The 21,921-nt window shown below is 69.7% G+C and carries 21 protein-coding genes; 12 read left to right on the top strand and 9 right to left on the bottom strand.

The window, feature by feature from the left end; genetic code table 11:
* Positions 1 to 62: 62 nt before the first annotated feature.
* The 7 genes from DFJ65_RS13630 to valS all read right to left on the bottom strand — a co-directional run bounded on the left by DFJ65_RS13630 (position 63) and on the right by valS (position 6,794).
* Positions 63 to 596 carry a hypothetical protein gene (locus DFJ65_RS13630; RefSeq protein WP_115923484.1) on the bottom strand — a complete coding sequence of 178 codons (534 nt, stop codon included), beginning with the start codon at positions 594 to 596 and terminating at the stop codon, positions 63 to 65.
* The gene (locus tag DFJ65_RS13625; protein ID WP_170144097.1) at positions 593 to 1,012 is read right to left on the bottom strand and encodes a hypothetical protein; all 420 of its coding nucleotides are present in this window, start codon (positions 1,010 to 1,012) and stop codon (positions 593 to 595) included. Before DFJ65_RS13625 ends, DFJ65_RS13630 begins: the two co-directional genes overlap by 4 nt.
* Positions 1,013 to 1,035: 23 nt before the next feature.
* Positions 1,036 to 1,914, bottom strand: coding sequence for a DUF58 domain-containing protein (locus tag DFJ65_RS13620; RefSeq protein WP_115923482.1), 879 nt, complete (start codon positions 1,912 to 1,914; stop codon positions 1,036 to 1,038).
* Positions 1,904 to 2,866 carry an AAA family ATPase gene (locus tag DFJ65_RS13615; RefSeq protein WP_115923481.1) on the bottom strand — a complete coding sequence of 321 codons (963 nt, stop codon included), beginning with the start codon at positions 2,864 to 2,866 and terminating at the stop codon, positions 1,904 to 1,906. The genes DFJ65_RS13620 and DFJ65_RS13615 overlap by 11 nt, the downstream gene beginning before the upstream one ends.
* A complete protein-coding gene (locus DFJ65_RS13610; RefSeq protein WP_147301403.1) occupies positions 2,863 to 3,375 on the bottom strand; it encodes a hypothetical protein in 513 nt (170 codons plus the stop codon). The genes DFJ65_RS13615 and DFJ65_RS13610 overlap by 4 nt, the downstream gene beginning before the upstream one ends.
* Positions 3,368 to 4,045: a DUF4129 domain-containing protein gene (locus DFJ65_RS13605; RefSeq protein WP_115923479.1), complete on the bottom strand. Its 678-nt coding sequence runs from the start codon at positions 4,043 to 4,045 to the stop codon at positions 3,368 to 3,370. The genes DFJ65_RS13610 and DFJ65_RS13605 overlap by 8 nt, the downstream gene beginning before the upstream one ends.
* Before the next feature lie 94 nt (positions 4,046 to 4,139).
* Positions 4,140 to 6,794 (bottom strand): valine--tRNA ligase, encoded by a 2,655-nt coding sequence (gene valS, locus DFJ65_RS13600; protein ID WP_115923478.1) that lies wholly within the window; start codon positions 6,792 to 6,794, stop codon positions 4,140 to 4,142.
* A gap of 105 nt (positions 6,795 to 6,899) precedes the next feature.
* Here valS and DFJ65_RS13595 point away from each other — a divergent pair, with 105 nt between their 5' ends.
* Positions 6,900 to 7,466 carry a GAD-like domain-containing protein gene (locus DFJ65_RS13595; RefSeq protein ID WP_170144096.1) on the top strand — a complete coding sequence of 189 codons (567 nt, stop codon included), beginning with the start codon at positions 6,900 to 6,902 and terminating at the stop codon, positions 7,464 to 7,466.
* Between the two features lie 70 nt (positions 7,467 to 7,536).
* Here the strand turns inward: DFJ65_RS13595 and DFJ65_RS13590 are convergent, their stop codons facing one another.
* Positions 7,537 to 8,028, bottom strand: coding sequence for a hypothetical protein (locus DFJ65_RS13590; RefSeq protein WP_147301402.1), 492 nt, complete (start codon positions 8,026 to 8,028; stop codon positions 7,537 to 7,539).
* A gap of 351 nt (positions 8,029 to 8,379) precedes the next feature.
* Between DFJ65_RS13590 and ileS the strand changes: the two genes are divergently transcribed.
* The 6 genes from ileS (at position 8,380) to ndk (ending at position 15,331) form a co-directional block, all read left to right on the top strand.
* On the top strand, positions 8,380 to 11,685 hold the full coding sequence (ileS, locus tag DFJ65_RS13585) for an isoleucine--tRNA ligase (RefSeq protein ID WP_115923475.1): 3,306 nt from the start codon (positions 8,380 to 8,382) through the stop codon (positions 11,683 to 11,685).
* The gene (locus DFJ65_RS13580) at positions 11,682 to 12,203 is read left to right on the top strand and encodes a GNAT family N-acetyltransferase (RefSeq protein WP_115923474.1); all 522 of its coding nucleotides are present in this window, start codon (positions 11,682 to 11,684) and stop codon (positions 12,201 to 12,203) included. Before ileS ends, DFJ65_RS13580 begins: the two co-directional genes overlap by 4 nt.
* Positions 12,200 to 13,591, top strand: coding sequence for a bifunctional folylpolyglutamate synthase/dihydrofolate synthase (locus DFJ65_RS13575; RefSeq protein WP_115923473.1), 1,392 nt, complete (start codon positions 12,200 to 12,202; stop codon positions 13,589 to 13,591). The genes DFJ65_RS13580 and DFJ65_RS13575 overlap by 4 nt, the downstream gene beginning before the upstream one ends.
* The gene (locus tag DFJ65_RS13570; RefSeq protein WP_245950277.1) at positions 13,588 to 13,974 is read left to right on the top strand and encodes a DUF4233 domain-containing protein; all 387 of its coding nucleotides are present in this window, start codon (positions 13,588 to 13,590) and stop codon (positions 13,972 to 13,974) included. Before DFJ65_RS13575 ends, DFJ65_RS13570 begins: the two co-directional genes overlap by 4 nt.
* Positions 13,971 to 14,810 (top strand): undecaprenyl-diphosphate phosphatase, encoded by an 840-nt coding sequence (locus DFJ65_RS13565; protein WP_115923472.1) that lies wholly within the window; start codon positions 13,971 to 13,973, stop codon positions 14,808 to 14,810. The genes DFJ65_RS13570 and DFJ65_RS13565 overlap by 4 nt, the downstream gene beginning before the upstream one ends.
* Before the next feature lie 95 nt (positions 14,811 to 14,905).
* The gene (ndk, locus tag DFJ65_RS13560; protein ID WP_115923471.1) at positions 14,906 to 15,331 is read left to right on the top strand and encodes a nucleoside-diphosphate kinase; all 426 of its coding nucleotides are present in this window, start codon (positions 14,906 to 14,908) and stop codon (positions 15,329 to 15,331) included.
* 91 nt (positions 15,332 to 15,422) lie between these two features.
* Here the strand turns inward: ndk and DFJ65_RS13555 are convergent, their stop codons facing one another.
* A complete protein-coding gene (locus DFJ65_RS13555; RefSeq protein WP_115924322.1) occupies positions 15,423 to 15,968 on the bottom strand; it encodes a MarR family winged helix-turn-helix transcriptional regulator in 546 nt (181 codons plus the stop codon).
* A gap of 76 nt (positions 15,969 to 16,044) precedes the next feature.
* Between DFJ65_RS13555 and mreB the strand changes: the two genes are divergently transcribed.
* The 5 genes from mreB to mrdA are packed head-to-tail and all read left to right on the top strand — an operon-like array spanning position 16,045 to position 21,856.
* Entirely contained in the window at positions 16,045 to 17,073 is a 1,029-nt protein-coding gene (mreB, locus tag DFJ65_RS13550) for a rod shape-determining protein (protein ID WP_281269877.1), read from the top strand.
* 58 nt (positions 17,074 to 17,131) lie between these two features.
* Positions 17,132 to 18,478, top strand: coding sequence for an aspartate aminotransferase family protein (locus DFJ65_RS13545; protein WP_281269893.1), 1,347 nt, complete (start codon positions 17,132 to 17,134; stop codon positions 18,476 to 18,478).
* Positions 18,479 to 18,481: 3 nt separating this feature from the next.
* Positions 18,482 to 19,309, top strand: coding sequence for a rod shape-determining protein MreC (gene mreC / locus DFJ65_RS13540; RefSeq protein ID WP_115923469.1), 828 nt, complete (start codon positions 18,482 to 18,484; stop codon positions 19,307 to 19,309).
* 7 nt (positions 19,310 to 19,316) lie between these two features.
* Positions 19,317 to 19,814 (top strand): rod shape-determining protein MreD, encoded by a 498-nt coding sequence (gene mreD / locus DFJ65_RS13535; RefSeq protein ID WP_170144095.1) that lies wholly within the window; start codon positions 19,317 to 19,319, stop codon positions 19,812 to 19,814.
* Positions 19,811 to 21,856, top strand: a complete 2,046-nt coding sequence (gene mrdA, locus DFJ65_RS13530; RefSeq protein WP_245950274.1) for a penicillin-binding protein 2 — start codon at positions 19,811 to 19,813, stop codon at positions 21,854 to 21,856. Before mreD ends, mrdA begins: the two co-directional genes overlap by 4 nt.
* Positions 21,857 to 21,921: the final 65 nt, after the last annotated feature.

Genomic DNA, 21,921 nt, shown 5'->3' with positions numbered 1-21,921 from the left:
GTGGCTGTAAGGGGAGGCTAAGTTAACTTAGGAGCGCCTAACGACTTTCTCCCGGGTGGGTATCACCGATCGGGACGGCGCACCGATTCGCTGAAGACGACGGTGACCGCAGCGAGCACGACGAGGGCCACCGGCACCGGCCACCACGGGCCGTCGAGAGCCACCGATCGGACGGCGAGCACGAGCGATCCGGCGACCGCGCAGCCCCCTGCGACCAGCGCGGTGCGGCGCAGCCAGCGCACGGCGAGTGCGCGCGGGACGGGTGCGCTGTCGGGGCCCGACGCGACCAAGGTGACGGCGCTGTGCAGAGCCAGGAGGCAGGTGGCGGCGGGAACGCTCCACCAACTCACCCGATCGGTGGCACCCCACCACTCCAGGGCCAGCAGCGCGAGCAACATCACTTCGGTGGCGCCGTCGGTGCGTGCGGCGAGGCCCACGGTGGCCACCAACACCAGCGCGAACACGAACCAGGACGGGTCGCCCGCAGCGACCGCGCACACGTGGAAGCCGACCACGGCGGCGGCTGCCACCAGCAGCACGCGCAATCGTGTCGGGTCGATGCGCACCAGCCGGTCGAGTCGCGGAAGGAGCGTCATCGCCGCCGCTCCCGCGCCGGCGAACGGCGGCCGAGCACCTGCAGCGCCGCATCGAGGCTGCCGGGCCCGCGCCAGGGGGTGATCGGCACACCGCGCAGGGACAGCCCGTCGATGTCCATCTGCCGTTCGAGGGCCCGGATCCGCCACGCCATCCGGTCGACCAGATCTTCGTCGAGGTGGTCGGGTTCCATTGGGAGACAGTCGATCACGACGACGGGCAGACCGCGCCGCGACAGGTCGGCGGCCACCGCCGTGCCGAGTTCGGTGAGCAGGGTGGTGACGAGGAAGACGGTCGCGCCGGGGGAGACCCGCAGCCGCACCCGGTCGGCGTGGGCGTCCGAGGATCGCCCGACCCGCACCCGGCTGAGCACGTCGAGAATGCTGTGCTGCTGACGTGCGCCCAGGGAGACCGGCACGTGCCGCAGCGAGCCGGTGCCGATCACGTCGAGGCCGACGCGGTCGCCGCGGCCGAGGAAATAGTGCGCGAGCGACGCGCAGGCTCGCAGGCCCAGGTCGAGCGAACTGTCGGTGTCACCGTGCCCCCGACGTCGATCGACCCGTCGAGCACGAGCACGATCTCCGCGTCCTGCTCGGCGTAGCTGGTGCGCACATGCAGTTGCCCGGTGCGGGTGGTGACCGGCCAATGGATCGTGCGCAGCTTGTCGCCGGCTCGGAAGGCGCGGATGTCGGCGAACTCGGTGCCGTCGCCCGTGCGTCTGCTGCGGTTGGACCCGACTAGACCGATCGGGTGCGGCACCGGCGCGCGGCCGCTGAACCGGTCGACCCGGGGTAGCGCGTGCAGGTCGCTGCCGGGCAGGTGCACCGGCCCCCACACGTACGCCGCCCAGGGCGAGGCGGCGACGATCTCGACCGAGCCGGTCTGGGCGGGGCCCCAGCGGCGCAACGCGAAGGTCAGATCGATGCGGTCGGTGGCGGAGGTCGGCATCGAGGTCTGCGCGGGGCGTCCGCCGTCCCAGACGACCCCGGGAGTCGGCTCGACGACCGCATGCCACTGTTCCGCACCGGCGGCGTCGTGCAGCGTTGCGGTCCACGCGACCGATTCCTGTTCGGTGGGTGTGCGGTTGCCGAGCCGAACCCGCACCGCCGGATCTCCTGTCGGACGGGTCGCGAAGGCCCACGCGGTGACGACGATCAACGGCAGCGCCAACACCAGGAGGTCGGCTCGCGCGGTGATCACGGCCAGGGTGCACAGGCCCACCGCGGCGGCGGCCGCAGCAAGCATGGTCGGCCCGGGCACCCACGAGTTCGCTGTGTCTCCCGGGTCTCCCGTGCCGATTTCCGGGTCGTCAGGTGCCATGAAGCGCCTGCGGTGCGGGCACGGTGTCGAGCAGCGCACGGACGACGCCGGCGCCGGCGACGTTCGCCATCCAGAGCTCGGGTTTGACGGTGACGCGATGGCCGAGCACCGCGACCGCGACCCGCTTGACGTCTTCCGGGCTGACGAAGTCGCGTCCGCGGATCACCGCGATCGCACGGGCGAGGAGCATCAGCGCGAGCGAGCCGCGCGGCGAGGCGCCGAGCATGAGCTGCGGGTGTGACCGCGTGGCCGTGGTCAGGTCAACGCAGTACTTCTGCACGCTGGTCTCCACCGCGACCTGCTCGACGACCTGCTGCATCGCCAGCAGGCCGGTCGCATCGGTGACGGCGGGCAGCTCGACGGCCTCCTGACGGCGCGCGATGCGCCGCTGCAGGACGTCCAATTCCTGTTCCGCAGAGGGATATCCGAAGGAGACCCGGGCGAGGAAACGGTCGAGTTGCGCTTCGGGCAGCGGGTAGGTGCCCTCGTACTCGACCGGGTTGGCCGTGGCGATCACATGGAAGGGCTCGGGCAGCGCGAAGGTGTGTCCTTCGATCGTCACCTGGCGTTCCTGCATCGCCTCCAACAGCGCGGCCTGGGTCTTCGGTGGCGTGCGGTTGACCTCGTCCGCGAGCAGGAGCCCGGTGAAGACCGGACCGTGCCGGAACGCGAACTCGCCCTTCGCCTGGTCGTAGATGTAGGCGCCGGTGAGGTCGGCCGGCAGGAGATCGGGGGTGAACTGAGCGCGCTTGAACTCCAGCCCGAGCGACTGGGCGAGCGATCTCGCCGCCAGTGTCTTGCCCAGGCCGGGGTTGTCCTCCAGCAGCACGTGACCACCGGCCAGCACCGCCGCCAGGACGAGTTCGAGGGACGCACGCTTGCCGACCACCACCTGCTCGACCTGGTCGAGCACGCGCGCGGCAGTCTCGGTCGTCGTCGCAATGTCGGTCACAGAGTCTCGATGCGTCGGATCAGATCGTCCAACCGGTGTTGGTCGATCGGGGGTGGTGTTGTCGCACAAAGGTATTCGGAAAGGTCTGGGTCGAGGTGCCGGGCGAGCACGGTGCGGTCCTCCGGGTCGAGCACGATGCCGAGGTGCTGACCGGTGCGATGGGCGGCGACGGCACGCAGGGTGCGTTGCAGGGTGGCGGCGGAGGTGCGGACGGGTTCGCCGTGGCGTCCCCGCGTGGTGTCGTCGACGATGCGGCGCAGCAACGACCGGCGGGGGTCTTGCACCGTGCGGCTGCGTGCGTCGGCGGGCGGGTCGGTCGGCATCGACATCGCCCACGCGGGTCCGGTGTCGGCAGCCAGTCCGAGCAGCGCGGTCGCCACGAGGGCGAGGGCGACATCGACCGCCAACCGGGTGTGCATGCCGACCAGACCGGCGATCCACCACAAGGCCGCCGCGAGCACGACCGCGCGTAGCAGTCGGACACCCCAGCGGCGCACGGGCTCAGGCATGGGAAACCGCCGCATCCGGCAGCGACCGCCTGATGGCGGTCAGCGCTGCGAGCGCCGCCGCACGGTCGTCCTCGGTCAGATCGTGGGTGGAGAACCGCGCTTCGCGGTACAACGCGGCCAGGCGACTCACCGAAGCGCGGTCGACCGACAACTCGTCGAGCAACCGGACGGTGAGCTCGGCCGACGTCTCGCTCGGCCGGGGCTCGACGCCGGCCGCGCGGGCGGCGTCCTGCAGGCCCACCCAGCACCGGATGATCGCGTTGTCCGGGGTGCCGACCGACAGGTCGGTGAGCGAGTGTTCGACCGACTCCGCGACGAGCGTGGCCAGCGGCGGGGCGAGCGCCACCGGAGGCGTGTGCAGCCGGCGATGCCGCAGACCGATGGCCCGCACGAGCGCGACGACCAGCCAACAGGTTGCGGCGAGAGCAACTACCGCACAACCGAACACGAACAGTCGGGTCAGGTCGGGGCCGTACCCGCTCAGATCGGGGACCGGGACCGTTGGGGCCTGACCCGCACCCGGTAGAGGAGTCGACGTCGTGGTGGGCGACGGGGAGGGGCGTACCGGCGGGGTGACGTCGGTGTAGGTGACCAGTGCCGGACGTCGGTACACCACGGCGACCGCCGCAGCCATGACGACCACCGCGGTCACCGCGACGACATTCGTCACTCGAGCGCGATCGCCGGCTACAGCACCGGCTCCCGGCTCCACCTCGTCACCCCCGCATCGTCGCGCGACCCTACTCGTTGTCGGGAGCCGGGCATCAGCTCTTCGGCGGCGGCGGGATCAGCTGCGCGTCACGCACCTCGAAGGCGTCGGCATCGGCGTACGCCAGCCCGGTCACCTTGCCGGCGGCGCGCAGGTCGGCCTCGCCGCTACGCACCCGGTCGAGCGTTTCGGCCGGACCGGCGAAGGTGATCGAGCTGACCTCGGCACGCATGCCGAGCTTGGCGTCGGACTTCGCCTTGCGCACACCCGCCAGCGCCGCGCCGACGGCGTCGAGCACCGCGGAATCACCTGCGGCCGAAGACAATTCGTCGACCGACGGCCACGCGGCCTTGTGCACCGAACCCTGCTTGAACCACGACCACACCTCCTCGGCCGAGTAGCACAGCACCGGCGCGAGCAGACGCAGCTGCACATCGAGGGCCAGCCGCAGGGCAGCCCGCGCGGAGGCAGCTGCCTCGGGTGCGACCGGGTTGTCACGACCGCCGTAGGCGCGGTCCTTCACCAGCTCGATGTAGTCGTCGCAGAAGGTCCAGAAGAAGGTCTCGGTCACGTCGAGCGCGCGGGCGTAGTCCCACGCCTCGTACGCCCGGGTGGCCTGCTCCACAACCTGCGCGAGACCGGCGATCATCGCGCGGTCGAGCGGCTCGGTGATCGCCTCGACGCCGCCGACGGGTTCACCCTCGGTGCCCATCGTCAGCGCGAACTTGCTCGCGTTGAGCAGCTTCATCGCGAGGCGGCGGCCGATCTTGATCTGCTGCGGGTCGTCGACGGTGTCGGTGCCCGGGCGCGCGATGGCGGCCCAGTAGCGCACGGCGTCGGTGCCGTTGGCCTCGAGCATGTCGCTCGGGGTGGTGGCGTTGCCCTTCGACTTCGACATCTTCTTGCGGTCGGGGTCGAGGATCCAGCCGTTGATGTAGGCGTCGGTCCACGGCGCACTGCCGTGTTCGTAGTGGGCGCGCACCACAGTGGCGAACAGCCAGGTGCGGATGATGTCGTGCCCCTGCGGACGCATGTTCATCGGGAAGATCTTGGCGAACAGCTCCGGGTCGTTCTTGCCGAGCGGATCGGCCGCCACCGGCCACCCGGCCGCGATCTGCGGCGAGAGCGACGACGTCGCCCAGGTGTCCATGATGTCGGTGTCGGCGGTGAACCCACCCGGCTGGTCGCGCTGTTCCTCGGTGTAGCCGTCCGGCACCTCGCTGGTGGGGTCGACCGGCAGCCGCGACTCCTCGGCGAGCAGCGGGTCGTCGTGCACGACCTCGCCCTGCTCGTCGAGGCGGTACCAGACCGGGAACTGCACACCGAAGAAGCGCTGCCGGCTGATCAACCAGTCGCCGTTGAGCCCGGTGATCCAGTTGGTGTAGCGGCTGCGCATGAACGTCGGGTGGAAGTCGATCTCCTGGCCGCGGGCCACGAGGTCGTCGCGCAACTGCTCGCTGCGGCCGCCGTTGCGGATGTACCACTGGCGGCTGGTGACGATCTCCAGCGGCTTGTCACCCTTCTCGAAGAAGTTCGCCTTGCGCTGGGTCTTCACCGGTTCGCCGACCAGGTCGCCCGACTCGCGCAGCGCGGCGACGATCGCCTCGCGCGCCGAGTGCACGGTCTTGGTCGCGAGCTCTTCGGTGTAGAGCTGCTCGCCCGGGCCGCCCGCGATCCACTCCGGTAGATCGCCGGTGATGCGGCCGTTGCGGGTGATGATCGAGCGGATCGGCAACTGCAGCTCGCGCCACCACTGCACGTCGGTGAGGTCACCGAAGGTGCAGCACATCGCGATGCCGGCGCCCTTGTCGGGCTCGGCCGCCGGGTGGGCGAGCACCGGGATCTCCACGCCGAACAGCGGCGAGGTGACCGTGCTGCCGATCAGCGGCTGGTAACGCTCGTCGTCCGGGTGGGCGATGAGCGCCACGACGGCCGGGATGAGCTCGGGGCGGGTGGTCTCGATCTCGACGGTGGAGCCGTCGGGCTTGTGGAAGCTGACCTTGTGGAAGGCGCCCGGGTAGTCGCGGGCCTCGAGCTCGGCCTGGGCTACCGCGGTCTGGAAGGTGACGTCCCACAGCCCCGGCGCCTCCGCCTGGTAGGCCTCACCGCGGGCCAGGTTGCGCAGGAAGGCCTGCTGGGCGACGGCCCGGGAGCGGTCGTCGATGGTGCGGTACTGCACGTTCCAGTCGATGGAGAGCCCGAGCCGGCGGAAGGTGTCCTCGAAGGCCACCTCGTCGATCGCGGTGAGCTTCTCGCACAGCTCGATGAAGTTGGCGCGCCCGACCGGCTTCTGGTCGGCGGCCTTCACCGACTTGCCCTCCGCGCCCTCGGTCGGCGGGGTGAAGTCGGGGTCGTAGGGCAGGGTCGCGTCGCCGCGCACGCCGTAGTAGTTCTGCACCCGACGCTCGGTCGGCAGGCCGTTGTCGTCCCAACCGATCGGGTAGAACACCTCCTTGCCGGTCATCCGGTGGTAGCGCGCCAGGCAGTCGGCCTGGGTGTAACCGAAGACGTGGCCGAGGTGGAGTGCGCCGCTGGCCGTGGGCGGGGGAGTGTCGACCGCGAAGATCTGCTCACGCGGCAACTGCATCGCACGCTCGCGGTCGAACGCGTAGGTGTCCTGCTCACGCCATACCTGTCCCCACTTGTCCTCCAAGCCGTCGACGGTGGGCTTGTCCGGGACCTGGATAGCGGGGGTACTGGCGTCAGTCATGGCGCCTATGTTCCCATCCCGCCAGGGGTGGTTTCACCCGGGTTTGCGCGAGTGCCGGGAGTGTGGACCCCTGTACCGCCGGGCGCGCTGGTTAGCATGTGGCGCATGACGATCACCGTGCAGCGCTTCCTCGACTCCTACGCGCCCGACCCGGACGTCCGGGTGCCCGGTCGCGCGTTCCTGGAGTACGCAGCAGCGAACGCCCCGGCCGAACTCGTCGAACTCTGGACCCGGCACGGCCTCGGTTTCTACGGCCAGCAGCGTCTCGCCCTCGTCGACCCGGCGCAGTGGTCGCCCGTGCTGCAGCGCTGGCTCGGCAGCGACGTCCGCAGTTTCCCCTTCGCGGTCACCAGCTTCGGCCACGTCTACCACGTCCAGGGCGACGGGCCGGTGCAGTGCCTCGACCCGCACTTCCTCACCAACAACTTCGTCGCTCCCGATGTCGTCGGTTTCTTCAACGACCACCTGCCGAGCCCGCAGTCGCACCTGTCCGACCTCGAGGGTCCGCGCGGCGGGGCCCGTGCCAAGTTCGGTGACCTCGCCGAGGGTGAGATCTACTGTTTCGACCTGCCGCTGTCGCTCGGCGGTCAGGTCGCACCAGACGCGCTCGCGAAGGCCGCTGGCATCGAGAAACTGATCGAGATCCACGAACAGACCGCGGCCCGTCGCTGACACGAGCACGAAGAAAGACCGCCGCCGCGCACGAGCGTGGCGGCGGTCTTCGTGAGCTGCGACCGCACGCCTACCGCAGGAACCAGTCGGTGGTCCACTTGTCGGTGCGCGAGTCGCGGTAGTCGTTCCAGATCGATACCCGCAGGTAGGTGCGTCCGTACCAGCTCTCGGTGCGCACCCACACCGTGCGGGTGGCGAAGCCCTGGTCGTAGAAAGCCGTCGACCAGCCGTCGCTGCGCAGGGTCAACTTGCGTGAACCCCAGGCACAGTCGGTCGGATAGCACTTGCCCCACAGTTGCACGTACCGGGCGACGCCGTACGTCGTCGAGCAGATGTTGCCGTTGCAGACCGTCTGGGTGTCGTCGCCGCAGTAGACGCGGGTTCTCGTGATCGATTGCGTCGCCGAGTCGCTGTTGTACCAGGTGCCGTCGAGCGGGCTGGTGGTGCACAGACCGGCGTGCGCCGGCGGTGCCGCACCGAAACCGACACCGATGAGCCCGAGGCTCAACAGCATTGGCGCGAGGAGCAACGGGACGATACGACGGGTGGCGGATGTCTGCATGACGGTTCCTTCCGTGGACGGCTGCGAGGTGGCTGGGTGCGCCTCATGTAGGGGAGCCGCCCGGACCCTCGCTGATACCGCCCGTCGCAATGCGGTTGCCGGGCAGCCGCGGCAGCCGCGTAGACTGAACACACAGCGTCTGAGCCGTCATCAGCGGCGAGCTTCCGGAAGAACAGCGGTCACCGCCGCCCAGTAGAACCGGACGGGACGAGCCCGTCACAGCTCACGATCGAGCGGCCACACCCTTCGCACCGAAGGGCGGGGCAAGCGAGGTGGTACCGCGGTGCCGTCGGAAGTCCGGCGTCGTCGTCCTCGAACCCGACGGACGAACGACCCGCGAAGGAAGCCGCGATGACCTACCCCAAGGTTGATCTCACCGCACCCGCCGAGCAGCAGGCTGCCGGCGTCTCGTCGACCCCGAACTTTCCGGCGATCGAGCAGGCGGTGCTGCGTTACTGGGACGCCGACGGCACCTTCCGTGCGTCCGTCGCCCAGCGTGACGCGGGCGTCGACGGGGCCAACGAGTTCGTGTTCTACGACGGTCCGCCGTTCGCGAACGGTCTGCCGCACTACGGCCACCTGCTCACCGGCTACGTCAAGGACATCGTGCCGCGGTTCCAAACGATGCGCGGCAAGAAGGTCGAGCGCCGCTTCGGTTGGGACACCCACGGCCTGCCCGCCGAGCTCGAGGCGATGCGCCAACTCGGGCTGAAGACCAAGGACGAGATCCTCGAGATGGGGATCGACAAGTTCAACGCGGCCGCCCGCGCGTCGGTGCTGAAGTACACCGGCGAATGGGAGGCCTACGTCAACCGGATGGGTCGCTGGGTCGACTTCGAGAACGACTACAAGACCCTCAACGCGACCTTCATGGAGTCGGTGCTGTGGGTCTTCAAGCAGCTCTACGACAAGGGCTTGGCCTACCAGGGCTTCCGGGTGCTGCCGTACTGCTGGAACGACGAGACCCCGCTGTCGAACCACGAGCTGCGGATGGACGACGACGTCTACCAGATGCGGCAAGACCCGGCTGTGACCGTCGGGTTCCGTTGCGACAGTGGTGAACTCGAAGGTGCGCTCTTCCTGATCTGGACCACGACGCCGTGGACGCTGCCGAGCAACCTCGCGGTGATGGTGCACCCCGACATCGATTACGTCGTCGTGGAGTCGGATGTCACCGGCAGCACCGAGCGCTACGTGATCGCCGAGCCGCGGGTGCAGGCGTACGCCAAGGAACTCTTCGGTGACGCCAAGGCCGACTGGTCGGACAAGGTGGTGCGCCGGCTGAAGGGCCGCGAGATGTTCGGCGCCACCTACACGCCGCCGTTCTCCTACTACCTCGGCCACGAGAACTCCTTCCGGGTCGTCGAGGCCGACTTCGTCACCACCACCGATGGCACCGGGCTGGTGCACAGCGCCGGCGCCTTCGGTGAGGACGACATGATGGTCACCGACCGCGAGGGCATGGCCCCGGTGATCCCGGTCGGCCCGAACGGCCGGTTCACCTACCCGGTGGGCGAATACGAAGGCATGCAGGTCTTCGATGCCAACCCGCACATCATCGACCACCTCAAGGCGGCCACGCGGGGCGAGGGCGCGAGCGGCTCGGTCAGCCCCGGCACCGTCCTGCTGCGTCGAGAGACCTACGACCACAGCTACCCGCACTGCTGGCGCTGCCGTAACCCGCTGATCTACATGGCGGTCTCGTCGTGGTTCGTCTCGGTCACCGAGTTCAAGGACAAGATGCTGGCGAACAACCAGCAGATCAACTGGGTGCCGGGCAACGTCAAGGACGGCCAGTTCGGCAAGTGGTTGGAGAACGCCCGCGACTGGTCGATCTCGCGAAACCGCTTCTGGGGCAGCCCGATCCCGATCTGGAAGTCCGACGACCCGCAGTACCCGCGGATCGACGTCTACGGCTCGTTCGCCGAGTTGGAGCGCGACTTCGGCCGGGTGCCGACCAACGCCGACGGCGAACCCGACCTGCACCGTCCGTACATCGACGAGCTCACCCGGCCCAACCCCGACGACCCCACCGGCAAGTCGACGATGCGCCGCGTCGAGGACGTCATGGACGTCTGGTTCGACTCCGGCTCGATGCCGTACGGCCAGGTGCACTACCCGTTCGAGAACGCGCAGTGGTTCGAGCACCACTACCCGGCCGACTTCATCGTCGAGTACATCGGTCAGACCCGCGGCTGGTTCTACACGCTGCACGTGCTGGCCAGCGCGCTGTTCGACCGTCCCGCCTTCGAGAACGTCATCTGCCACGGCATCGTGCTCGGCTCCGACGGGCAGAAGATGAGCAAGTCGCTGCGCAACTACCCCGACGTCAACGAGGTCTTCGACCGCGACGGTGCGGACGCGATGCGGTGGTTCCTCATGTCGTCGTCGATTCTGCGCGGCGGCAACCTCATCGTTTCCGAGGAAGGCATCCGCGGCGGCGTGCGTCAGGTGATGCTGCCGCTGTGGAGCAGTTGGTACTTCTTCAGCCTGTACGCGAACGCGGCCGGTTACGAGGCGAAGTGGTCGACCGCGTCACAGAACGTGCTCGACCGGTATCTGCTGGCCAAGACCCGTGACCTGGTCACGCAGGTCACCGCCTACCTCGACGAATACGACGTGGCGAGCGCGTGCGAGGCCACCGCCGGCTTCGCCGACGTGCTCACCAACTGGTACATCCGTCGCTCCCGCGACCGGTTCTGGTCGGTGGGCAAGGACGGCGACAACGGTGCCGACACCGAGGCCTTCGACACGCTCTACACGGTGTTGGAGACCCTCACCCGGGTCGCGGCGCCGCTGCTTCCCTTCACGGCCGAGCAGGTCTGGCGCGGCCTGACCGGCGGACGTTCGGTGCACCTCGCCGACTACCCGGTCGCCGACGACCTGCCGGCCGACGACGCGCTGGTCACCGCGATGGACCGCGTGCGCGCGGTCTGCTCAACGACCTCGAGTCTGCGCAAGGCCGAGGGACTGCGGGTGCGTCTGCCGCTCGGCGGACTCACCGTGGTCGTGCCGGACGCCGCCGCGGTGCAGCCGTTCGCCGACCTGATCGCCGATGAGGTCAACGTCAAGAAGGTCGACCTCGTCGACCTCGCGTCGGCCGCGGAGGAAGACTTCGGTCTCACCCGCCGGCTCACCGTCAACGCGCGTGCGGCCGGTCCGCGGCTCGGCAAGGACGTGCAGCTCGCGATCAAGGGCAGCAAGTCGGGCGACTGGTCGGTGGCCGACGACGGCACTGTCACCAGTGGCGGACTCGCCCTCGTCGAGGGCGAGTACACGCTCGAAACCGTTGTCGCGCAAGGGGAGTCGGGATCGACCGCACCGGCGAAGCTGCCCGGTGGCGGGTTCGTCGTGCTCGACACCGAGGTGACCGACGCGCTGCGCGCAGAGGGCGTCGCCCGCGACGTCATCCGCGGCATCCAGCAGGCGCGCCGCGACGCCGCGCTCGACGTGAGCGACCGGATCAGCGTCGCGATCGTCGGGGACGAACCGGTTTGGCAGGCGGTGCTGGAGCACCAGGGCTTGATCATGGGCGAGACGCTCGCGGTGCAACTCGGTGCCGCCGGTGGCGACCAGGTGTTGCCGGGTGCGACCCCGATGACGCTCTCCGACGGGCTGAGTGCGAATGTCGCGCTGAAGAAGGTGGAGCCGCGATGACGGGTTCGCCGACGGTGGTGCTGCGCCAAGCGACCGGCGACGACCTGCACGCGGTGCTCGAGGTCGGGCGGCGCACGTGGCCTGCCACCTACGCGCCGATCGCCGGCAAGGACTACGTGGCGATGGGCCTGGCGAAGTGGTGGACCGAGGAAGCGACCATCCCCGCGATCCGGGCGGGTCGGGTGCTGGTCACCGAGGTCGACGGTGCGGTCGTCGGGATGGTCTCGTTCTCGCCGCAGGACGGCCACTTCATGATCTGGAAGCTGTACGTGCTGCCTGAGTTCCACGGGCAGGGTCTCGGCCACCGGTTGCTCACCGCAGCCATCAACCGGGCCCACGCCGAGGAGTTCGCCGACGTGCGGTTGTCCTACCTGGTCGGCAACGACCACGCCGGGGAGTTCTACCGCCGGCACGGTTTCATCGAATACGACCGGGAGCACGGCGGGTCGGGCATGCCCGACTCGGTCTGGATCCGCAAGCCGCTGCGCGATGAGCCGCAGCAGGAGGAGAAGGCATGAGCCCCCGTCCGGACGCCGCCCAGGTGGAGGCCGCTCGCAAGCTCGAGGTGCACCGCCGGGTGCGCGAGATCGAGGCCGAGATCCTCGCCCGCACTCCCGAGAACAACCCCGAGCCCTCGCTCGACCGGGTGGCCGAGTGCATGAGTCTGCTGGGCGACCCGCAGCACAACTTCCCGTTGATCCACCTCACCGGCACCAACGGCAAGACCACCACCACCCGCATCATCGAGCGCATCCTGCGCGAGATGGGACTGTCGACCGGGCGGTTCACCTCCCCGCACCTGCACGATATGCGCGAGCGGATCTCGTTGAACGGCAACCCGATCGAACCCGAGAGGCTGATCGACGTCTACGACGACGTGCTGCCCTTCATCGAGATGGTCGACCAGCGTTCGCAGGCCGAGGGCGGCCCGCGGATGACCTACTTCGAGGTGATGGTCGTGCTGGCCTACGCCGCGTTCTCCGACGCGCCGGTCGACGTCGCGATCGTCGAGGTCGGCCTCGGCGGGGTGTGGGACGCCACCAACGTCGCCGACGGCAAGGTGGCCGTCGTGACGCCCATCTCGATCGACCACCAACGTCTGCTCGGCAACACGGTCGAGGACATCGCCGGTGAGAAGCGCGGCATCATCAAGCCCGACGCGATCGCGATCGTCGGACGCCAGGTGCCCGAGGCCGACGAGATCCTGCGCCTGCACGCGCAGGAGGTCGGCGCCCGACTCGAACGCGAGGACGACGCCTTCGGGGTCACCGAGCGCGACACCGCGGTCGGCGGCCAGCAGATCACCGTCCGCGGGTTGACGGGGGAGTACGCCGACCTGTTCCTGCCGCTGTTCGGTGAGCACCAGGCGCACAACGCCGCGATGGCGATCGCCGCCGTCGAGGCGTTCGTCGGCGGTGGCGAGCAGCCGCTCGACCGGGACGTGCTGCAGACGGCGCTCGCTGAGGTGACCTCGCCCGGACGGCTGGAGATCGTGCGGCGCTCGCCCACGGTCGTCGTCGACGCGGCACACAACGCGGGCGGAGTGGAAGCGCTGCGCGCGGCGCTCAACGACTCGTTCACCTTCACCCGACTCATCGGCCTCATCGCGATCATGGGCGACAAGGACGCCGAGTCAATGCTCGAGGCGCTCGAGCCGGTGCTCGACGAGGTCGTGATCACCCGCAACTCCTCGCCGCGCTCGATGAGCGTGGGCGAGCTCGGCGAACTCGCCACCGAGGTGTTCGGGGCCGACCGGGTGCACGTCGAGCCGCACCTCGTGGAGGCCATCGACAAGGCCGCCGCACTGGCCGACGAGCAGGGTGGCGTCGGCGGCGGCGTGCTCGCCACCGGATCGGTCGTCACCGCGGCCGACGTCCGCGCAGCACTCGGGGTGACGACCACGTGAAAGACCTCATCTACTACGGCGTCGGGGAGAAGATGACCCGGCGCTTCGCCGCGATCGTCGTCGGTTCGCAGTCGCTGGTGGTGTTCTTCGGTGCCCTGGTCGCCTTCGCGATCGCCAAGGCGAAGGACGACTCCTCGCACACCGCCTACCTGGTGGTCGGGTGCGTGCTGGCGCTGCTGTGTATCGTCGCGGCTGGAGCGATGCGCCGACCATGGGGCGTCACTCTCGGCTGGGCGATCCAGATCGCCACTCTCGCAGCGACATTCATCGTGCCGATGATGTTCTTCGTCGGTTTGGTGTTCGGCGCGCTGTGGATCACCGCCCTCGTGCAGGGCGCCAAGATGGACCGACTGACCCGCGAATTCTCCGGAGCCGCCCAGTGAACTTCTTCCAAGCCGTCGTGCTCGGCCTCGTGCAGGGCCTGACCGAGTTCCTGCCGATCTCGTCATCGGCCCACCAACTCATCGTCAGCCGACTGTTCTTCGACAACGACGGCGGCGGCGCCGCGTTCACCGCGGTCACCCAGCTCGGCACCGAGACCGCGGTGCTCGTCTACTTCTGGCGCGACATCGTCCGCATCGTCAAGGCGTGGGCGCTGTCGCTCGTCGGCAAGGTGCCGCGCAGCGACCCCGACGCCAGGATGGGCTGGTGGGTGATCATCGGCACCATCCCGATCGGCGTGCTCGGCGTGGTGCTGAAGGACGCGATCCACGGTCCGGTGCGCAACCTGTGGGTCACCGCGACGATGTTGCTGGTGTTCGCACTGATCATCGCGGTCGCCGACTCGACCGCCAGTCAGCGCAAGACGCTCAACGATCTGAACGCGGCCGACGGCGTGAAGTTCGGTCTGTTCCAGGCCTGCGCGCTCATCCCGGGTGTCTCCCGCTCCGGCGGCACCATCGCCGGTGGTCTGTTCATGGGATACCGCCGTGAGGACGCCGCCCGCTACTCCTTCCTGCTGGCCGTGCCGGCCGTGCTCGCGTCCGGTTTCTTCGAACTGCTCGACATCGCCGGCAAACCCAACCCGGACGGCTGGACGCCGATCGTCATCGCCACCGTGTTGGCGGGCATCGTCGGCTACGCGGTCATCGCCTGGCTGATGCGCTACATCTCGACCCACGACTTCAAGCCGTTCGTGTTCTACCGGATCGCGCTCGCGGTGATCCTGTTCGCGCTGCTCGGCTTCGGTGTCATCGACAGCGGGGCACCCACCGCCTAGCCGTACCCAGCCCACTCACACCCCGCACGCACACCCCGCAGCGTTTGCGTTGGGGGCGGTGTTAGCGTTGGGGGCGGTGGCCTAGGCTCTGCATCGTGAGCGCGCAGATCGAACGGACCCTGGTCATCGTCAAGCCCGACGGCTACTCCCGTGGACTCACCGGGGAGGTGCTGCGCCGCATCGAAGCCAAGGGCTACACGCTGGCCGAGTTGCAGGTCATCAGCCCCGACCGTGAGCGCCTCGCGAAGCACTACGCCGAGCACGAGGGCAAGCCCTTCTACGAGCCGCTGGTCGACTTCATGAGCAGCGGCCCCGCGGTCTTCGCGATCGTCGAGGGACACCGTTGCATCGAGGGCTTCCGCGCCCTGGCCGGCGCGACCGACCCGACCGCGGCGCTGCCGGGCACCATCCGGGGCGACCTCGGCCGCGACTGGGGCCTGCCGGTGCAGCAGAACATCGTGCACGGCTCCGACTCGCCGGAGTCGGCCGAGCGTGAGATCAACATCTGGTTCGCGGGCTGATCGTCTGATCGGCCGGCCATAGTCGCACCGCGGGCGCCGCTGAGCCCCGGTTCGTCGGGCGGCGCGTCGGCGATGCGGTGCGATGGTCGCGCTAGGAAGCGGCCGCCTGGTCGCGACTCGCGGCCAGGTCGTCGAGTCCGGCGATCGCCTTCTCCAGCAGGGTCGCAAGCTGCTCGCGCTGCGGGCCGGTGAGGCGGGACAGCACATCCGACTCCAGCAGGTCGCTCTCGCGGACCACCTGTCGGAAGGTCTCCCAACCGGCGGCCGTGAGCGTGACCAGCACGCGGGTGCGGTTGCTCGGGTCGGGGGTGCGATCGATGAGGCCGCGCTCGGCCATCTTGTCGAGGCGGTGGGTCATCGACGACGGTGCCACCGCGACCACTTCGGCCAGCTGTGACGGCGTGGTCGTGGTGTCGCGCGGACGCAGGGCGAGGTTGGACAGCACCGACCACTCACCGGTGGTGAGGCCCACGTCGGACAGCGCGAACCCGTACCACTGCGACAGTTTGCGGGTGAGGCCCTGCACCGCGGTGATGACCCGCTGCACCTGCTCGTTGCCGCCCGCTTCGACGTATGCGGCGACCTCGGCCTCGTACTCCTGACGGACCGACTTACGTTTCGATTTGGAAGGACTCATTGCCTCCAGTGTGCCACCGTCAGGGGTCGGAACGGTCGCGACCACCAGGAGACGGCAACTGATCTACGATCACCGGGTGACCCGTCGACTGCTGCCTACCGGGCGTGACCTCGCAGTCGATCTGGGCACCGCGAACACCCTCGTGTACGAGCGCGGACGCGGCGTCGTGCTCGACGAGCCGTCCGCCGTCGCGCTCGAGGTCGGCACCGGACGACTCATCGCCGCCGGCGCGAAGGCGCGCGAGATGCTCGGCCGCACACCCGGCCACGTCGACGTCACCCGTCCGCTGCGCGACGGTGTCATCAACGACGCCGACGTCGCCGAGCGGATGCTGCGTTACTTCATCGCCCAGGTGCACCCGTCCCGGCTGCTGCGACCCCGCATGGTGGTGTGCGTGCCCAGCGAGGTGACCGGGGTCGAGCGCCGCGCACTGGAGGACGCCGCGACCCGAGCCGGCGCGCGCCGGGTCTACGTGATCGAGGAGGCGATGGCGGCCGCACTGGGTGCCGACCTGCCGGTCGAGGAGGCCACCGCGAGCATGGTCGTCGACGTCGGCGGCGGCACCAGCGACGTCGCGGTGATCAGCCTCGGCGGCATCGTGCAGGCCCGATCGATCCGGGTCGGCGGCGACGAGATCGACGAGGCGATCGTCGCCTTCGTGAAGAACGAGTACGCACTGCTGCTGGGGGAGCGCAGCAGCGAGGACATCAAGGTGCAGATCGGGTCGGCCTTCCCGTTGCGCGAGGAACTGTCGATGCGGGTGCGCGGACGCGACCTGGTCAGCGGGCTGCCGAAGACGGTCACCGTCACCTCCCAGGAGGTGCGCCGGGCGATCGACGCCCCACTGTTGCAGATCTGCGAACTGGTGCGCGCGACCCTCGACGTCTGCCCGCCCGAACTCGCCGGCGACGTGCTCGACCACGGCATCATGCTCACCGGCGGCGGGTCACTGCTGCGGGGCGTCGACGCCCGGCTGCGGCACGAACTCGGGGTGCCGGTGCGGATCGCCGAGGAGCCGCTGCGCGCGGTGGCCCGAGGGGCGGGACGATGTGTCGAGGAGTTCGGCACCCTGCAACGAGTTTTGGTAGACAGCAAGAGGTACTGAGCAAAAGTACTGAGCAGAAGTACTGACCCGTGCGCCCACCCGGAATGCGCGCGGTCGGCTGAGGAAGGATGTCCCGATGAGCAACTCCCGCGCCTACGAACTGGACCGCGCCCACGTCTTTCACTCGTGGTCGGCCCAGCGCAAGATCAGCCCGATGGTGGTCGACCGCGCCGAGGGCTCCCACCTGTGGGACGACCAGGGCAACCGCTACCTCGACTTCACCTCCCAGTTGGTCTACACCAACATCGGCCACCAGCACCCCAAGGTGGTCAAGGCGATCCAGGACCAGGCCGCGAAGCTGTGCACGATCGCCCCGGCCCACGCCAACGCCGAACGCTCCGAGGCGGCCCGGTTGATCGCCGAGATCTCGCCCGAGGGCATGGAGTACACCTTCTTCACCAACGCCGGCGCCGAGGCGATCGAGCACGCGATCCGGATGGCCCGCCTGCACACCGGCAAGATCAAGGTGCTCACCCGCTACCGCAGCTACCACGGCGGCACCCAGACCGCGCTCAACGCGACCGGCGACCCGCGCCGTTGGGCCAGCGACTACGGCAACGCCGGCATCGTCCACTTCCGCGGACCGTTCCTCTACCGCTCGGAGTTCCACGCGACCACCGAGCAGCAGGAGTGCGAGCGGGCACTGGCGCACCTGCGCAGCACCATCGAACTCGAGGGCCCCTCGACGATCGCCGCCATCCTGCTGGAGACCATCCCGGGCACCGCCGGGATCATGCCCCCGCCGCCCGGCTACCTCAAGGGGGTGCGCGAGTTGTGCGACGAATTCGGTCTCGTCTACATCGCCGACGAGGTGATGGCCGGGTTCGGTCGCACCGGTGAATGGCTGGCGCTCGACGCCCACGACGTGGTGCCCGACCTCGTGACCTTCGCCAAGGGCGTCACCTCGGGTTATGTGCCGCTCGGCGGCGTCATGGTCGGGCCGACGGTGTTCGAGTCGTTCGCCGAGAAGCCCTACCCGGGCGGCCTCACCTACTCCGGCCACCCGCTGGCCGCCGCGGCCGCGATCGCGACGATCGGTGCGATGCGCGAGGAGGGCATGGTCGAGAACGCCGCGCGCGTCGGCCGCGACATCATCGGGCCGACCCTGACCAAGATGGCCGACGACCACGCCTGTCTCGGCGAGGTGCGCGGCGTCGGTGCGTTCTGGGCGCTGGAACTGGTGCGCGACAAGGAAACCCGCGAACCCCTCGCGCCGTACGGCGGGTCGAGCCCGGCGATGGACGCGGTGGTGGCCGAGTGCAAGAAGAACGGCCTGCTGCCGTTCGTCAACTACAACCGCATCCACGTCGTGCCCGCGCTCAACATTCCTGACGACCAGTTGCAGGAGGGTCTGCAGATCCTCGACGCGGCACTCGCGGTCGGGGACGCCCAGGCCAAGGGCTGACCCATGGCGCTCCGGCCACACACCCGACGGCGGGTGCTCGCCGTCGGGTTGGCCGGATGTCTGTTGGCGGTCGTCGTCGACCAGGCGGCGCCCGGTGCCACGGCACCGGTGCGGCGGGTCGCCGCAGAGGTGTTCTCACCCGCCCAGTCGGCGTTGTCCGGCGGCGACGACGCGAACAGCCTTGCTCGGCAACGTGATTCCGCGCTCCGCGATGCGGGTGACTCCCGTGCGAACGCGGCGACGCTCAGTGCCCTGCGGACCTTGCTCGGGTCGGCACCGGCCGACGGACGCCGGTTCGTGGCGGCGCGCGTCATCGGCTACACCACGGGCACCACGGCGGGCACGGTGCAGCAGGTGACGATCGACGCCGGATCGGCGGACGGCATCCGCACCAACCTGACCGTGATCGCCACCGACGGACTCGTCGGACGCACGGTCGCGGTCAGCACCCACTCGGCGACGGTGCAGTTGCTCACCGACCCGGACAGCGCGGTCGGGGTGCGGGTCGGTGCACCCGGAATGCTCGCGTCGGTGTCGGCGAAGGTGCCCGCCGGGCTGCCCACCCGCGATCCCGGGCGCCTCACGCTCCGGATCGCCGGCACCACCCAGGCGAAGGTCGGCGACCGCGCGACCACCCTCGGCAGCATCGACCAGACGCCGTACGTGTCGGGCGTGCCGGTCGGCACGGTGGTATCCGTCGACCCCGACCGTGGCCAGGGTGCGCCCACCGCGGTGCTGCGGCCCGCGGTCGACGTCAGCCGGCTCGACCTCGTCGGGGTGGTGCTGCCCGGTGACCGGCAGACCCGTCCGACGGTGCAGGGCACCCGGTGACGTCGCGGTGACCTCGTTGATCCCCGCACGGTTGACCGTCGTGCGGACGCTGGAACTGCTGCTTGCGGTGTTGCTGACCGTCACCGTGCTGCCCCGTTGGGGTGTGCCGGTCGATCTCGTGCTGGTGCTCGTCGTCGCGGTCGGGTTGCGCGCCGGCACCCAGGTGGGCGCGTTGTTCGGGCTCGTCGCCGGGCTGCTGGTCGACGTCGTGCCGCCGGGGTCGGTGCCGCTCGGGGCGACCGCGCTGGTCTACGCCGCGATCGGCGCGGGCGCGGGCGTGCTGCATCGTTCGGTGCGGGCGTCGGTGCTGCTGCCGGCAGCATGCCTGCTGCTCGCCGCGGCCGCCGTGCAACTGGTGCGGCTCGGCGTGGCGGCGTCGGCGCGGCAGGGGTTCGACCTCGGTCACGCGGCCGCCCTCGTGGTGTTGACCGCCGTCGTCGGCGCGCTGCTCGTGCCTCCGGTGATGCGGCTGGAACACCACCTCGTTGCCAGGGGGATGGTGTGATTCGGCGGCGCGGCGGCATCGAGTATCCCGACGGCCACCGTCCGGCCGGGCGGGCGCCGTACCCCACCCGCATCTGGGCGCTGCTGCTCGTCGCCGTGCTGGTGTTCGGGGTGCTCGCCGGACGGCTCTTCCAACTGCAGGTGGTCGACGGCCCCCAGATGCGGCAGGCCGCCGAGCGCATCAACACCCGCACGATCACCGTGCCGGCCACCCGCGGTCGCATCCTCGCTGTCGACGGCACCCCGCTGGTCACCAACGGGTCGACCGCCATGCTGACGATCGACCCCACGGTGCTGGCCGACAGCAAGGACGGCGGCCGCGCGCTGCTGACCCGGGTGCAGCAACTCGTCGGCGGCGACGTGGAACAGATGCTGGCCCGCACCCGGGCCTGCGGCACGGCGGGCGCACCGCCGGCCCCCGTCTGCTTCTCCGGGAGCCCGGTCGAACCGATCCCGGTGCTCGGCGACGTCGATCCCGGGCTGGCGATGACCTTGCTCGAACGCCCCGAGGACTTCCCTGGCATCGCCGTCCAGCAGGTGCAGGTGCGCCGCTTCCCGGCGCCGTCGGCGGTCAACGCGGCACAGGTGATCGGCTACCTTGGCCGCACGAACAGCGATGACCTGCAACGCAATCCGTCACTGACCGCCGCCGACGTCATCGGGCGCAGCGGCCTCGAACTCAGTCAGGACAAGGCGTTGCGTGGCACCGCCGGTGAGACGGTGCTTGCCGTCGACGCCCGCGGGTTGCCGGTGAGCACGGTGAGCACCCGGCCCCCGACGTCCGGACGCGATGTCGTCACCCACCTCGACCTGCCGGTGCAGCGGGCCGCCGAGTCGGCGCTGTCGGACACGATCGCCCGGTTGCGGGCCGCGAAGCGTCCGACGACCGGGGGAGCGGCACTGGTGCTCGACGCATCGAGCGGCGCCGTCGTGGCGATGGCCAGCAACCCCAGCTACGACCCCCTGGTCTGGACCGGCGGCATCAGCTCGGCCGACTACGCCCGCCTCACCGCACCCTCGGCGAACAACCCGTTGATGAACCGGGCGATCGCGCAACTGCAACCCCCGGCGTCGACCTTCAAGGCGGTGAGCCTGCCGGCCGCGATCGCCACCGGCATCGATCCGAAGGGGCACTACCAGTGCTCGTCGTCGGTCACCGTCGGCAGCCGGGTCTTCAAGAACTACGAGTCGGCGGCGTTCGGATCGATCGACCTGCCCACCGCGCTCGAGGTCTCCTGCGACACCGTCTTCTACCGCTGGGCCTACGCCCGGTGGATCGCCGAGGGCGGCATCAAGGCCGACGCATCCACCCCGAACCCGTTCACCGACACCGCCGTCTCGTTCGGCTTCGGCAAACCCACCGGCATCGACCTACCGGGCGAGGCAGCCGGCAACGTGCCCGGGCGCCAGTGGAAGGTGAATCAGTGGAACGCGATGAAGGCCACCACCTGCCGCCGTGCGACAACCGGCTACCCCGAGGTGAAGGACAAGGCGCAGGCCGACTACTTCAAGCAGTTGGCGGTCGAGAACTGCCGGTACGGCTACCAGTGGCAGGCCGGTGACGCCGTCAACCTCTCGATCGGTCAGGGCGACATGCTCGTCAGCCCGCTGCAACTGGCGGTAGCGTACGCCGCCGTCGCCAACGGCGGAACGCTCTGGCAGCCGCAGGTGGTCGCGGCCACCCGCACCGCCGACGGTTCCTCCCGCACCGCCGTCACCCCGCACCGCACCGGCACCGTGTCGATGCCTGCCGAGGCTCGTCCGGTGCTGCTTGACGGCCTGCGGCGCGTGGTCACCGAACCGGCCGGCACCGCGCACGCGGGCTTTGCGACCTTCCCCGCCGACTACCCGGTCTCGGGCAAGACCGGCACCGGCGAGGTCTACGGCAAGGACGCCACCGCATGGTTCGCGTCGTACGGACCCAAGCTGCCCAGCGGCAAGCAGTACGTCGTCGTCGTGATGATCGAACAGGGCGGCCTCGCCGCATCGGCCGCGGTGCCCGCCGCCCGGCAGATCTGGGACGTGCTGCGCACCCGGCCGTGACCTCCCGGTCCCGACGCCTACCCATCTCACACCCACCGGACGCATGTCGGGGGCGCCCGGCGCGC

Source organism: Calidifontibacter indicus, from assembly GCF_003386865.1.
Classification (GTDB): Bacteria; Actinomycetota; Actinomycetes; order Actinomycetales; family Dermatophilaceae; genus Yimella; species Yimella indica.
The sequence above is the reverse complement of the archived record's forward strand: the minus strand, read 5'-3'. Positions and strand labels throughout refer to the sequence as shown.